Raw genomic sequence first — 12,392 nt, 5'->3', positions numbered from 1 at the left:
GAATCAGACGCCCGTCATGCCCGCCGTGCTTGCGCCATCTATCACATAGTCCGCGCCGCTGATGAATGCGGCTTCATCCGACGACAGATAGGCAACCAGCCCGGCGACCTCTTCCAGCCGCGCCATGCGGCCCATCGGCGACATGCCGTTATAGGCCGCCCGCGCCGCATCGGGATCGGGGCAATTGGCGATGATGCCCGCAATCATGTCGGTTTCGACGACGCCGGGCAGGATGGCGTTGCACCGGATGTTGAGCTTTTGCTGCCCACAATGGATCGCCACCGACTTGACCATCGCCACGACCGCCGCCTTCGTCACCGAATAGCTGATATAGTTGCTGAGCGCCCGATGCGCGTTCATCGAGCTGTTGACGATGATGGCCCCGCCTGGCCCGCCCGGATTGCCCTTCATCAGCGCGATCGCCGACTGGATGGTCAGCAATACGCCCGTCTGGTTGATCGCGACGATCTCGTTCCAGGCGTCAAGCGTCACCGCTTCGATATGGGCATCGCCCCTTTCCGTGCCAGCATTGGCAAAGGCGATGTCGAGCCGGCCGAAATCGCGACCGATCCGGTCCTTGACCATCGCCCAGTCATCGGGGCTTTGCACGGCCGCCTGAATGAAGGTCGCGCCGGTTTCGTCGCACAGGCTTTGCGCCTTTTGGGCGTTCGACCCGGTGAAGATGACGCGCGCGCCATCCGCGACCAGCCGCTGCACGCAGGCGCGCCCGATGCCCGAAGTGCCGCCGGTGACGAGCGCGACCTTGCCGTTCAAATTGGCCATGGCTCCGCCCCCTTCCTTATGCCGCGATCAGGCCGGTCGCGCGCGCAATGGCGGCGGTGTCGAAATAATAGGGCGTAATGCCGCTGAACTGGTCGCCGCGCAGATGAAATACCTCCGTCAGCGGCATCCGCAGCCGCTCGCCATTATGGCGCGACGTGGCTGTCACGACCACCATGGCAACGGCATGATCCTCGCCAACGCAAATGTCGCCGGTTTCCAGATCCGGATCGTCCCAGAAGGAAAACACCTTGGTAAACAGGGCCTGAAGCGCGCCCTTGCCTTCGTACACGCCGGCAAAGGGCAGGCTGTCCGCCTCCAGAATACGGAAATCATCCGTCAGCATGGCCTCGACCGCGTCCCATTCGCCAGCTGCGCTCAACTGATAGATGCGCTCGACCATGGCCTTGACCTCATTGTATCGATCCATGTCCATGGCCATCCGCCTCCTTCATTCTTCTGGTTTGCCCGTCATGCGCGCTGGCGCGATCAGCGTCACCCTGCGAAAAAACGCAGGTGTTCTTCTTCCCGCGCGCGCGGACAAGAGCAATGGGAAATCACCGTCGGCCCCGCGGGGCCGCGCAGAGAGGATGGCGCGCCATGGCAGGCAGGCTTGAAGGCAGAATAGCATTGGTAAGCGGCGGATTGCGCGGCATCGGTCGCGCGATATGCGATGCCCTGTCGAGCGATGGCGCGCTGGTCTACGTGACCGATCTCGATGCGCCCGACGCTGCGGATGTCACGGCAATGTGCGCCGTCATGCCGGACGCGCGCTACATCCGGCTGGACGCCACCAGCGAAGCAGCATGGCAAGCCGCACGCGAGCAGGTGGAGCGCGAACAGGGTCAGCTCGACATTCTGGTCAACAATGTCGGCGCGGACCTGACCGGCAAGGTTCAGGATCTCAAGCTGGAAGATTGGCGACGGCTGATCACGCTGAATCTCGACACGGTTTTTCTTGGCACCAAGACGTTCCAGCCGCTGCTGGCCAAGGGCGGCGCGTCGACGCCCTATGGGTCGTGCATCATCAATATCTCCTCGATCATGGGTCTGGTGGGCATGGGTGAAGTATCGGCCTATAATGCGTCGAAAGGTGGCGTGCGCCTGTTCACCAAATCCAATGCGCTGGAATTTGCCGATGCCGGCATTCCGATCCGCGTCAATTCGGTTCATCCCGGATTTGTCGACACGCCGCTTCTGCGCAAGGGCTTCGAGGCATGGGCCGCGCGAAGCGGCGAAACCGCTCAGGCGATGATCGACGCCATGGCAGCGACCACGCCGATCAAGCGATTGGCCCAGCCCAGCGAAATCGGGAAGGTCGTGGCGTTTCTGGCCAGCGACGACGCCAGCTACATGACCGGCAGCGAAGTGGTGGTGGATGGCGGCTGGACCGCGCGTTGAGGCAAAAGGAGACGATGGGCATGAACGACAAGACCAGCCTCAGCGGCACAGTGGCATTGGTGGCGGGCGCGGCGGGCGGCATCGGCCGGGCCACCGTCGCAGCCCTTGCCAGGTCGGGCGCAACCGTGGTCGCAAGCGATGTCGCCGCCAACACCGAGCTGGCCGACGCGGCGCTTTATGCCCAACTCGACGTCACGGACGAGGCGGCATGGCAGGATGTGATCGCGCGGATCGATCGTGAATTCGGCCGGCTGGACATATTGGTCAATAATGCCGGCATATCCGTCACCAACAGCATCGCCAGCACCAGCCTTGCCGAATTTCGCCGCTGCATGGCAATCAATGTCGACAGTATTTTCCTGGGCACGCGCTCGGCGCAGTCGCTGCTTGCGAAAAGCGGCGCTGATCGGCAGGGGGGATCGTCGATCATCAACCTGTCGTCGGTGGGCGGGTTGCGCGGCGCGCCCTTCATGTCGACCTACTGCGCCAGCAAGGGCGCGGTGAAACTCTACAGCAAATCCGCGGCGCTGGAATTTGCGCTGCTCAAGCTGCCGATCCGGGTCAATTCGGTGCATCCCGGCGGGATCGAAACCAACATGATGGATACGATCTTCGCGCGCTATGTCGAAGAAGGCCTGTTTCCCGACTTGGACGCCGCGCGCGCCACGGTATCGGCGGGCCACGCCATGAGCCGGATGGGAAAGCCGGAAGAGATAGCGGAAGGCATCGTCTATCTTGCCAGCCCGGCGGCCAGTTTCATGACCGGATCCGAACTGGTGATCGACGGCGGAATGACTTCTCGTTGATACGGGAAAGGGCCTGGATCGTCCGGACGATCCAGGCCCTCCTTTCGCCGTCGACCCGTTATGTGGAGAGATGGGCCGGAGCGAAAAGGTCTGTGCGCACCACCTTGTCAGGTCTGGTGCAGGATCGAGAAGACCCGCTCGGCAAAGAGCCATTCGCCATTCTGCTTCACCAGCTTGTCGTTGTAACAAGCGCGCGCACGCTTATCCTTTCCGGTGTCGGGTTCGGTATAGACTTCCGAAAAATAGGTGCGGGCTTGGGCGGTATCGCCATCGACGCGGATCATCCCCGGCATCGCAACGAAGGATAACTCCGGATAGGCCGGCATGGCGCTCGCCCACAAATCCATGATCGCCTGACGTCCGGACACGACCCCCAATTGCGGATAATGGGAAAGGTCCCAGTGCGACTCTTCGGCCCAGAGGCTGGTCATCAGCTCGCGATCGCAGCGATTGACCGCGTCGGCGTAGCTTTCCATGAGTTCGCGGATCGCGATCCGGTCCTCCAGCGGCCCTGTATAGTTGCGGCTCATGTCTGCTCTCCCTCCCCTCCACAGCTTTGATGGGATGATGGTAGGCCAGCATCGCGCATCGCCCACCTCCTGAAAATGGCAGGTCAGCGATATTGGTCGCGCAGCACGCGGCGCAGCACCTTGCCGGAGGGGTTGCGGGGCAAGTCGGATTGGAAATCCACTGATTTTGGCGCCTTGTAGGCCGCAATCCGCTCGCGCGCCCATGCGATGATCTCGCTTGGCTGCGGCTCAGCGCCCTGGGTCGGGACGACGATCGCCTTGACCGCCTCGCCCCATTTGCTGTCCGGCACACCGATCACCGCCACGTCGGCAACCAGGGATGGCTGATGATGGCCTTCTCCACCTCGGCCGGATAAACATTCTCCCCGCCGGTGATGATCATGTCCTTGATCCGGTCGGCAAGGTAGACATAGCCATCGGCATCCATGCGTGCAGCGTCACCCGTGCGCAACCAGCCGTCCGCGTCGATGGTTTGGGCCGTGGCGTCCGGCCGCCCAAAATAGCCCGCCATGTTGGACGGGGACCGGATCGCCACCTCGCCCACCTCCCCCGCCGGCAGCACATGGCCATCGGCATCGAGGATGCGAATATCCACGCCCGGCAGCGCCCGGCCGATGCTGGCCATGCGGTCATTGCCTCGCACGTCATGATCGTCCGGTGCCAGCCCGGCGATAGTCCCGGCCGTTTCGGTCATCCCGTACATCTGGGCAAAGCCGCACCCGAAGATGGTGATCGCCTGTCGCAACAGGTCGAGCGGGATCATCGACCCACCGTAGCAGATCGTTTCCAGAAAACTGAAATCGGTCTGCGCCGCGCGCGGATGGTCGCACATGATGCGCAGCGCCGTTGGCACGATCATCAGCTTCGTGATGCGGTGCTCCACCAACAGGTCGAGCACCCTGTGCGGATCAAATTCGCGCACCACCACCGCCTTCGCGCCATGCTGAAGCGCCCAGAGCCCCCAGCCCGACCCGCTGATATGAAAGATCGGCATGGCGACCAGCGCCACGTCCCGCGACGACCAGACGAACCAGCCCGGCAGGGCATCCTGCGACACATCATCGCGCAGGCCAAGCAGACTGCGGTTGGTCAGCATCGCGCCCTTGGGATGGCCGGTGGTGCCGGAGGTATAAAGCTGCAGCGCGACATCGTCATAGCCGCCGTCGTAATGAGGGTCCGCGTCGGATTGGCTGTCACGCCAATCCGCATAGAGATCGCCGCCGCTCCCCTCTTCCGTCAGAAGAACGGGACAGGATGGCACAGGGTCCAGTCGCGCGGTGAGTTCCGGGTCCACGACCAGCAAAGCGGGCCGGCAATCGGCCAGAATATAGGCAATCTCCGGCGGAGCGAGCCGCCAGTTGACGGGCGTCATCACCATGCCTGCGCGGATCGCCCCCATCCAGATTTCGAAATAGGCGGCGCTGTTCTTGCCCAGATAGGCCACGCGGCTGCCCGATGGCATAGCCATCGCCCGCAGGCCGTTCGCCACTTGGCTGGCGCGACGATCCAGCAACGCATAGCTGATGCTTTCGCCTTCAAAGACGAGAGCCTCCGCATCGCCCTGATCGCGTGCATGTGCCCGCAGATACTGGCCTATCGTTCTGCGCTCGCCCATGTCTGGCCTCCTCCTCCCGCTTTGAAGCCCGCACCATAGAGCGCCCAAGAAGCATGCGCCCCTGTCAATTTCCATGGGGGCCGGCGGGGACTGGCGAAATCGTCAGTGCCCGAACGCCCCCAACACCATATGATGCGCCATCATCGTGGAACAGGAGAGACCCGCATGGACTTGGGCTTGAAGGGGCGTAAAGCCATATTGATCGGCGCCAATGCCAGCGTCGGACGCCATACCGCCGAAGTGCTGGCGCAGGAGGGGTGCCATGTCGCACTGTGCGGGCGGACGCAGGAGAAGGTCGACCGGGTGGTCGCTACCGTTAAGAACTTCGGCGTGGAGGCCTTTGGGAAGGCGGTCGATGCACGCGATGCGCAGGCACTTCCCGCCTTCATCGACGAAGCCGCCGCAGCGCTGGGCGGATGCGATATCTTCATCAGCTTCGTGTCTGCCAATCCGGGCGAAGACAGCGACGATGGCTGGATGACCGTGATGAACGCCGACATCCTGCCCCTGTCACGCGGCATCCGTGCGGCGTTGCCCCATCTGCAAAAATCCGACGCCGGTTCCATCGTCACCCTGTCATCCACCGGAGCGGTGGAGGAATTCATGGGGCCGCAGCCCTATAATGCGTTGAAGGCTGCCGTCATCAATTACAGCAGCGCATTGGCGCAGAAACATGCGGCGGACGGCATTCGCGTCAACTGCCTAATCCCCGGTCCCATTTACACTGACGATGGTCCCTGGGCTGGCATCAAGTCCGGCATGCCCGATTTTTACGACATGATCCTGTCGCAAATCCCAATGGGCCGCATGTGCAGCGGCGAGGAAATCGGCAAGGCGATCGCCTTCGTCGCCTCGCCCGCCTGCCGGTTCATGACGGGTGCCGGTGTCGTGGTGGACGGAGGCTTCACCAAACGGGTCCAGTTTTAAGGCAGGAGCGGCGCGGATGAGCGAGGAACAGCCGGAAAGGCTCAATTGCGTGCTGATCGCAGGCGGGCTTTATCATGATTTCGATTTTGCCCGCCTGGAATTGTTGAAACTCCTGGCGGAAGATCCGCGAGTGCGGACCCGTGTGTTCGAGGATTATGGGAATATCGAGGCGATCCGCGCGGCCGATTTCCTGATCACCTATACCTGCGATGTCACGCCCCCGCTTGCAGTGCAGGAAGCGTTGCGGGATTGGGTGGCGCAGGGGGGACGCTGGTATGCGCTGCATGGGACCAATTCGGTGCTCCGCCTGTTCGACAATGGTCTTTATGGCGCGCCGCGCTGGGCGCCCTTGCTGATGGAGACGCTCGGCACGCAGTTCATCGCCCATCCGCCGATCGCCCCTTACAGGGTCGAGGTCGCCGATCCCAACCATGTGCTGACGCAAGGGATCGAGCCGTTTGAAACCACCGATGAGCTGTATCTGATGGAACGGCATGGCGATCTGCACATCCTGCTCGACACTCCGTTCGAAGGGGACGCCACCGGCTTTGACGAGCATGAATGGGCGCACGACCGCCACCCCGTGCTCTACATCAAGGCGCAGGGCGAGGGGGCGGTGCTCTACAATACTTTAGGCCATTGCCGTGGCCATTATGACATGCAGCCCTTCCTGGACTGGTGGCCCCAGGTGGATCGCTGCGCCTGGGACCTGCCGGTCTTCCATGATTTGCTGCGGCGGGGCATCGCCTGGGCCAAGGAGGGAAAGAGCGCCCGAACGCCAACCGTCAGCTAAGCGGCGTCACAGGCAGATGCTCGGCGCCCGGCGCTTCGTCGGGCACTGCCACCTCGATCCAGCCATCGACTTCGCGCACCGAAAAGCGCAGGAGCGGCGCATAGCCCGCCCCGCCCAGACATTCGCCATTGTCCAGCTTGAAGCGCGCGCCATGCAGCGGGCACATCACCGCGCCGCGCCGGACCCGTCCGTCGGGCGTAAAGCTTGCCGCCTGATGGGTGCAGCGATTGATAAGTGCATGGAACGCCCCCTCCTCGCGGGCTATCAGCACGGGCCAGCCATTGACGACGAAGCCCGCCAGCGAGCGATCGGGAACATCCTGCGCCAGAACGACGCGGTGGTAAGTTTCAGGCATATCTCTTCCTGTTGTTATCTCGCCGGACTGTGCCATCGCAAAAGGCGACGGGAAAGGGCAATCGCGGCTTCAGGCCGCCCGGCACAGATCGGCATAGTCGCGCAGGTCATGATCCGCATCGCCAAGCAGGCGGGTGAGCAGCAAGGCGCGCTTGAACGCCTGCCCCACCATCAGTTCCTCGGTGGTGCCGATGCCGCCGTGCAATTGGACGGCGTCCTCCGCGATTTTGACGGCGGCGGCGCTCACATAGGCCTTGGCCCCCACGATTGCGGCATGCGCCTCTTTGCTACCGGCGGATTGGGCCGCGGCGCGATAGAGCTGGGACCGGCTGAGTTCGACCAGCGCATAATCATCCGCCAGGCGATGCTGGATCGCCTGAAACCGACCGATCGGCTGCCCGAATTGATGGCGGGTTTTCACATAATCGAGCGTGGCGTCGAACATATGGCCCATCAGGCCCACCAGCTCGGCGGTGATGGCCAGCCGCGCCAAGTCCAGCACGGCATCCAGCGCGGCCGCGCCATCGGGCAGCCGGATGGCGGGAACGTCGGCCAGACGCAGGTCGCTCGCCACCGATCCATCGACCAGCCGGTAATCCTTGCGATGCAGGCCGGGTGCATCGGCGACAATGAAATAGACAGAAGTAACGCCCTCATCATCCTGGGCGCTGACCAGCAGGGCATCGGCAAAAGGCGCGCCCATGACGCAGATTTTCTCCCCATTGAGCCGGACGTCGTCCTCCCCCGTGGCCCGCATATCAATCGTGCGCGGCAGGTAGCGGCCTGACCGTTCTAGATGGGCAAGCGCGCAGAAACGCTCTCCCGCAGCAATCGCCCGCAGCCACTGCGCTCGCAAATCCTGATGCCCGCCTCTATCCAGCAGGGTCGCGCCGAGCAGGATCGTGACCAGATACGGTTCGACGGCGACTCCACGCCCGAGGGATTCAGCGAGCGTGATCAGTTCGACCGCCCCGCCGCCCATGCCGCCCATATCCTCTGCCAGTGGCAGCGCCAGCAAACCCATGTCGGCAAAGATCGCCCAGTTTTCGCGCGCAAATCCCTCCGGCCGGGCCACGTAGCCCATGCGCTTGGCTGCATCATAACGGTCCGCCACGAAGCGATCGACCAGATCCTTGAGCATGGTCTGCTCGTCGTCGAGATCGAAATTCATGGCGCTGTTAGTCCCCTGCTCCAGAGCGGTTTGCGGTCCGGGATCGCATGGCCCCGGTTCGCTCCGTTAAAGCATTATGACAGCGGCTCAGCCGACTGCGGTTTCCAATAGGAAGCGCGCGGGGCGTGCCATATCGCCCCACAACGACCTATGACTTGTCACAGGTTTTTGGACGCTTGTCTAAGCATTGTGGCAGGCGTAGCCTCCTTGGCTATGGAGAGAACAGACGACTCATTCGTCGCCTGCATGGACCGCATCGACCAACAGAGCATCAGCCCGGTCGATTTTCGGACAAGCAGGCAGGGCACCATCTGCATCGCGTCGATTGACGATGTGCGACCGGCCGCGGAGGCGTTGCGGGACCTGGCGAGGGAACTCAGCAATTTCCGCGTCGCCGCCTGCGCCAACATCGCGTCGAAATCGGCGATGACGGACGCGGACGGCAATCCGCTGGCATCGTCCGTGTTCGGCTGGCCGGGGTCAAAGGACCAGTGGTGGAAAAAGCCGCTTCTGGCGCTCAGTTCCCCCCTGCCTTTCGCCTGCCGCTACGAAAGCGAGCCTTTCTGGGCCAACGCCCATGGCATCTACACCCGTGCACCCAATCCGCTCTTGGACCAGATCGACCTGTCGCACTTTGCCGATGAAGTGAACGCGCCCGCCGCGATCGTCATTCCCGTGCACCTGCCATTCGGCCAGATCGGCGTCGTCAGCTTTTCGCCCATCGATGAACGGCGCAGCGACCTGTCGCGCGAATTTGATCTTTACGCCGATGTGCTGGAATATCAGGCCCGCCGCTTCATCAGCGGCTATTCGCGTGTCGCAAGCCAGCGCCACTGGATTCCGCGCAATTGCCGCCTGTCGAAGCGCGAAGTCGAATGTCTGCGCTGGGCGGCGCTGGGCAAGACCGATGTCGAGATTGCGATGATCCTGTCGCGCAGCTGCGCCACCGTGCGCTTCCACATCCACAATGCCGCGACCAAGCTGGAGGCGGTCAACCGCAGCCAGACCGTCTTCAAGGCAACCCAGCTCGGCTATCTGGGCAGCGTCGCCGTTTCGGCTGCGCAAGGCCATAATCACGCCTGATCAACCCCGCCTGTAGTGACCTCCCCTGCCCCGCCAGTCCACTGGCGGGGCTTCCTTTTTGTCCGCCCCGGCACGGCCATTCGGGCCAACCTATGCTTTCTTACAGAAGCCATTGCCCGCTGCCCTTTCCATACTCCACCGGGTCAAGAGGGAGAGCATCGCCTGTGGGGCAGACCATAGACATAGCCGAGGGATTGTTCGTCGATACGCCGCATCCGGCCCTGATCGGCGGGCGGCATCGCCAGACCGGTCGCATCGTCTTTCCCTGTCCGACCGGCAACCCGGACTATGAGCCGATGCTGCTCCCGCGTCGGGGCACGCTCTGGTCCTGGACGGTGCAGCGGTTCCGTCCCAAGTCCCCGCCCTATGCCGGGCCTGAAGAATTTTCACCCTTTGCGCTTGGCTATGTGGAGTTGCCGGGCGCGGTGATCGTGGAGGCCCCCTTTACGGATGTGGCCTTCGATGACCTGCGGATCGGCATGGAGATGGAAACGGTGCTCATCCCCCTCAATCATGACGGTCAAGGACACGCCATCCGCACCTTCGCCTTCGCACCGGCGCGAGAGGGTTAAGGCATGGCGGACGTCTTCATCGTGGGGATCGGCGTTCATCCCTTCGGCCGGACCGAAGGTCGATCCGGCCTGCAACAGGGGGCATTCGCCATCCGGCAGGCGCTGGATGACGCAGGGCTGGACTGGGGCGACATGCAGTTTGGCTTTGGTGGGTCGGACAGCGCCGGCAATGCCGATACGGTCGTCAACGAAATGGGGCTGACCGGCCTGCCGATCATCAATGTCCGCAACGGCTGCGCGACCGGCGGGTCGGCGCTGATCGGCGCATGGCAGGGCATCGCGTCGTGCCAATATGATCTGGGCGTCGCCTTTGGTTTCGACAAGCATCCGCGCGGCGCGTTCAACGCCATGCCGGCCGAATATAGTCTGCCCGACTGGTATGGCGAAGCCGGGATGATGGTGACGACGCAGTTCTTCGCCATGAAATTGCAACGCTATATGGCGCAGCATGGCATCACCCCAACGGCTTTGGGTCGGGTGGCGCAAAAGGCGTTCGACAATGGCGCCCATGCCCCCCATGCCTGGCGGCGAAGCCCGGTCGATCTGGAGACGATCCTGTCGAGCCAGATGATTTCCGATCCACTGACCAAATATATGTTCTGTTCACCGGCCGAGGGCGGCGTCGCCCTGATCCTGGCGAGTGAACAGAAGGCGCGGCAATTGGGTCGCGACCGGATCCGCATCAAGGCCGCGGTCACGCGCACACGGCCGCCCGGCTCCTTCGAAGTCTTCTCCCCCAGCCTGTCGATCGAGCGAGGCGGCGCCCCCACCCTGCTCGCGTCGGCCGCTGCGTTCGACATGGCCGGCATCGGGCCGGATGACATTGACGTCGCCCAATTGCAGGATACCGAATCCGGGGCGGAAATCATGCACATGGCCGAAAACGGATTCTGCGGGGACGGCGAGCAGGAAGAATGGCTGGCCGAAGGATGGAGCCGGATCGACGGCAAGCTGCCCATCAACACCGATGGCGGATGCCTGGCCTGCGGCGAACCGATCGGCGCGTCGGGCCTGCGCCAGGTTTATGAAAATGTCGTGCAATTGCGTGGCTCCGGGGGCGGACGGCAGGTGCCGGGCGAACCAAAGACGGGCTACACCCATGTCTACGGCGCGCCCGGCATTTCCGGCGTCACCATATTGGAGCGATGAGATGAACCTCAATTTCACGCCCGAAGACGAAGCCTTCCGCACGCAGGTGCGCGCGTTCCTGGCCGAAAATCTGCCCGAGCATCTGCGCGCCGGCATGGCGGCGACGCCCGGCGTTTTCGTCGAGCCTGACATCGGACAGGAATGGCAGCGCATCCTGCATGCCAAGGGCTGGCTGGCCTATAACTGGCCGGTCGATTGCGGCGGCACGGGCTGGACGCCGGTGCAGCGCTACATCTTCGAAAAGGAATCGGCGCTCGCCAACGCGCCCAGCCTGCCGGTGCTGAGCCTCAAATTGCTGGGGCCGGTCATCTGCCGTTTCGGCACGGCCGAACAGAAGGCGCGGCTTCTCCCCCGTATCCTCGATGGCAGCGACTATTGGTGCCAGGGTTTTTCCGAGCCTGGCTCCGGATCGGACCTCGCCAGCCTCAAGACCCGGGCCGAGCGGCGCGGCGACCATTATGTGGTCAACGGCCGCAAGCTGTGGACGACGCATGCCCATCACGCCAACAAGATTTTCTGCCTCGTGCGCACCGACACACAGGCCAAGGCGCAGGCAGGCATCAGCTTCCTCCTGATCGACATGGCGCAACCGGGTGTCGAAGTGCGCCCCATAAAGGGGCTGGCCGGCGATCATGAGGTCAACGAAGTCTATCTGGACGACGTCATCGCGCCGGTCGAGGATCTGGTCGGGGAGGAAGGCATGGGCTGGACCATCGCCAAATTCCTGCTCGAAAATGAGCGCGGCGGCGCCTGCCACGCGCCAAAGCTGTTGTCCGACATCGCCAAGCTGCGCGCCGAGGCGGCTGCCGAACCGGACGGCAGGGGTGGCACCATGGCCGACGACGCCGCCTTTGCCGCAGACCTGGCCCGCACGGAACTGACGGCGCAGGCGCTGGAAATGACCGAATTGCGGGTGCTCGCCGACATGGCCAAGGGCCTGCCACCCGGACCGCAGACATCGCTGTCGAAAATGGTCGCATCCACCTTGCGCCAGCAAGTCGATGCGCTGGCGGTGCGGCTTTACGGCTATGCCGGGCTGGAGCTGGAGCCGCGCCGACCGCTTTATGGCAATGGCGCGCCCGAACCGCTGCATGGCAAGGCGGCGCAGCTTGCCGCGCCGCGCTATCTCAACAGCCTCGCCTGGACGATTTTCGGTGGTACGAACGAAGTCCAGCGCACCATCATAGCAAAGACCGTGCTCGGCCTTTGAA

The 12,392-nt window shown here is 63.3% G+C and carries 15 protein-coding genes; 8 read left to right on the top strand and 7 right to left on the bottom strand.

The features are described from left to right. Positions 1-3 precede the first annotated feature (3 nt). On the bottom strand, positions 4-783 hold the full coding sequence (locus SAB01S_RS00350; RefSeq protein WP_062731227.1) for an SDR family NAD(P)-dependent oxidoreductase: 780 nt from the start codon (positions 781-783) through the stop codon (positions 4-6). Positions 784-799: 16 nt separating this feature from the next. Further along, complete coding sequence (locus SAB01S_RS00345; RefSeq protein WP_161626713.1) at positions 800-1,216, bottom strand: nuclear transport factor 2 family protein; 417 nt, start codon at positions 1,214-1,216, stop codon at positions 800-802. A 164-nt stretch (positions 1,217-1,380) separates the two neighbouring features. Here SAB01S_RS00345 and SAB01S_RS00340 point away from each other — a divergent pair, with 164 nt between their 5' ends. Then, positions 1,381-2,181 carry an SDR family NAD(P)-dependent oxidoreductase gene (locus tag SAB01S_RS00340; RefSeq protein WP_062731226.1) on the top strand — a complete coding sequence of 267 codons (801 nt, stop codon included), beginning with the start codon at positions 1,381-1,383 and terminating at the stop codon, positions 2,179-2,181. Between the two features lie 20 nt (positions 2,182-2,201). Further along, positions 2,202-2,987, top strand: coding sequence for an SDR family oxidoreductase (locus SAB01S_RS00335; RefSeq protein WP_062731468.1), 786 nt, complete (start codon positions 2,202-2,204; stop codon positions 2,985-2,987). A gap of 107 nt (positions 2,988-3,094) precedes the next feature. On the opposite strand, the gene SAB01S_RS00330 is transcribed toward SAB01S_RS00335, so the two are convergent. The 3 genes from SAB01S_RS00330 to SAB01S_RS00325 form a co-directional block, all read right to left on the bottom strand. Beyond that, positions 3,095-3,517 carry a nuclear transport factor 2 family protein gene (locus SAB01S_RS00330; protein WP_062731225.1) on the bottom strand — a complete coding sequence of 141 codons (423 nt, stop codon included), beginning with the start codon at positions 3,515-3,517 and terminating at the stop codon, positions 3,095-3,097. An 83-nt stretch (positions 3,518-3,600) separates the two neighbouring features. Continuing rightward, positions 3,601-3,822: an AMP-binding enzyme gene (locus SAB01S_RS18770; protein WP_245646370.1), complete on the bottom strand. Its 222-nt coding sequence runs from the start codon at positions 3,820-3,822 to the stop codon at positions 3,601-3,603. Beyond that, a complete protein-coding gene (locus tag SAB01S_RS00325; RefSeq protein ID WP_245646369.1) occupies positions 3,813-5,132 on the bottom strand; it encodes an AMP-binding protein in 1,320 nt (439 codons plus the stop codon). The genes SAB01S_RS18770 and SAB01S_RS00325 overlap by 10 nt, the downstream gene beginning before the upstream one ends. A gap of 165 nt (positions 5,133-5,297) precedes the next feature. Between SAB01S_RS00325 and SAB01S_RS00320 the strand changes: the two genes are divergently transcribed. Both SAB01S_RS00320 and SAB01S_RS00315 read left to right on the top strand, forming a co-directional pair. Next, entirely contained in the window at positions 5,298-6,059 is a 762-nt protein-coding gene (locus SAB01S_RS00320) for an SDR family NAD(P)-dependent oxidoreductase (protein WP_062731224.1), read from the top strand. A 16-nt stretch (positions 6,060-6,075) separates the two neighbouring features. Beyond that, positions 6,076-6,852 (top strand): ThuA domain-containing protein, encoded by a 777-nt coding sequence (locus SAB01S_RS00315; protein ID WP_062731223.1) that lies wholly within the window; start codon positions 6,076-6,078, stop codon positions 6,850-6,852. On the opposite strand, the gene SAB01S_RS00310 is transcribed toward SAB01S_RS00315, so the two are convergent. After that, complete coding sequence (locus SAB01S_RS00310; protein WP_021224813.1) at positions 6,845-7,207, bottom strand: Rieske (2Fe-2S) protein; 363 nt, start codon at positions 7,205-7,207, stop codon at positions 6,845-6,847. The two genes, SAB01S_RS00315 and SAB01S_RS00310, sit on opposite strands and share 8 nt — an antisense overlap. Before the next feature lie 69 nt (positions 7,208-7,276). Next, the gene (locus tag SAB01S_RS00305) at positions 7,277-8,377 is read right to left on the bottom strand and encodes an acyl-CoA dehydrogenase family protein (protein ID WP_062731222.1); all 1,101 of its coding nucleotides are present in this window, start codon (positions 8,375-8,377) and stop codon (positions 7,277-7,279) included. 246 nt (positions 8,378-8,623) lie between these two features. Between SAB01S_RS00305 and SAB01S_RS00300 the strand changes: the two genes are divergently transcribed. The 4 genes from SAB01S_RS00300 to SAB01S_RS00285 all read left to right on the top strand — a co-directional run bounded on the left by SAB01S_RS00300 (position 8,624) and on the right by SAB01S_RS00285 (position 12,391). Next, positions 8,624-9,460: a helix-turn-helix transcriptional regulator gene (locus SAB01S_RS00300; RefSeq protein WP_083951062.1), complete on the top strand. Its 837-nt coding sequence runs from the start codon at positions 8,624-8,626 to the stop codon at positions 9,458-9,460. A 164-nt stretch (positions 9,461-9,624) separates the two neighbouring features. Further along, positions 9,625-10,032, top strand: a complete 408-nt coding sequence (locus tag SAB01S_RS00295) for a Zn-ribbon domain-containing OB-fold protein (protein WP_062731221.1) — start codon at positions 9,625-9,627, stop codon at positions 10,030-10,032. A gap of 3 nt (positions 10,033-10,035) precedes the next feature. Then, positions 10,036-11,181 (top strand): thiolase family protein, encoded by a 1,146-nt coding sequence (locus tag SAB01S_RS00290; protein WP_062731220.1) that lies wholly within the window; start codon positions 10,036-10,038, stop codon positions 11,179-11,181. A gap of 1 nt (position 11,182) precedes the next feature. Beyond that, positions 11,183-12,391 carry an acyl-CoA dehydrogenase family protein gene (locus tag SAB01S_RS00285; RefSeq protein ID WP_062731219.1) on the top strand — a complete coding sequence of 403 codons (1,209 nt, stop codon included), beginning with the start codon at positions 11,183-11,185 and terminating at the stop codon, positions 12,389-12,391. The last annotated feature ends 1 nt before the right edge of the window (position 12,392 follow it).

It is taken from the genome of Sphingobium abikonense NBRC 16140 (genome assembly GCF_001598335.1).
GTDB classification, from domain to species: Bacteria; Pseudomonadota; Alphaproteobacteria; order Sphingomonadales; family Sphingomonadaceae; genus Sphingobium; species Sphingobium abikonense.
This window is presented reverse-complemented; position numbering and strand designations above follow the sequence as displayed.

Excerpts from the sequence above, each read along its gene's own strand:
- SAB01S_RS00350 (WP_062731227.1), bottom strand. The coding sequence starts at position 783 with ATGGCCAATTTGAACGGCAAGGTCGCGCTCGTCACCGGCGGCACTTCG.
- SAB01S_RS00345 (WP_161626713.1), bottom strand. The coding sequence starts at position 1,216 with ATGGACATGGATCGATACAATGAGGTCAAGGCCATGGTCGAGCGCATC.
- SAB01S_RS00340 (WP_062731226.1), top strand. The coding sequence starts at position 1,381 with ATGGCAGGCAGGCTTGAAGGCAGAATAGCATTGGTAAGCGGCGGATTG.
- SAB01S_RS00335 (WP_062731468.1), top strand. The coding sequence starts at position 2,202 with ATGAACGACAAGACCAGCCTCAGCGGCACAGTGGCATTGGTGGCGGGC.
- SAB01S_RS00330 (WP_062731225.1), bottom strand. The coding sequence starts at position 3,517 with ATGAGCCGCAACTATACAGGGCCGCTGGAGGACCGGATCGCGATCCGC.
- SAB01S_RS00325 (WP_245646369.1), bottom strand. The coding sequence starts at position 5,132 with ATGGGCGAGCGCAGAACGATAGGCCAGTATCTGCGGGCACATGCACGC.
- SAB01S_RS00320 (WP_062731224.1), top strand. The coding sequence starts at position 5,298 with ATGGACTTGGGCTTGAAGGGGCGTAAAGCCATATTGATCGGCGCCAAT.
- SAB01S_RS00315 (WP_062731223.1), top strand. The coding sequence starts at position 6,076 with ATGAGCGAGGAACAGCCGGAAAGGCTCAATTGCGTGCTGATCGCAGGC.
- SAB01S_RS00310 (WP_021224813.1), bottom strand. The coding sequence starts at position 7,207 with ATGCCTGAAACTTACCACCGCGTCGTTCTGGCGCAGGATGTTCCCGAT.
- SAB01S_RS00305 (WP_062731222.1), bottom strand. The coding sequence starts at position 8,377 with ATGAATTTCGATCTCGACGACGAGCAGACCATGCTCAAGGATCTGGTC.
- SAB01S_RS00300 (WP_083951062.1), top strand. The coding sequence starts at position 8,624 with ATGGACCGCATCGACCAACAGAGCATCAGCCCGGTCGATTTTCGGACA.
- SAB01S_RS00290 (WP_062731220.1), top strand. The coding sequence starts at position 10,036 with ATGGCGGACGTCTTCATCGTGGGGATCGGCGTTCATCCCTTCGGCCGG.
- SAB01S_RS00285 (WP_062731219.1), top strand. The coding sequence starts at position 11,183 with ATGAACCTCAATTTCACGCCCGAAGACGAAGCCTTCCGCACGCAGGTG.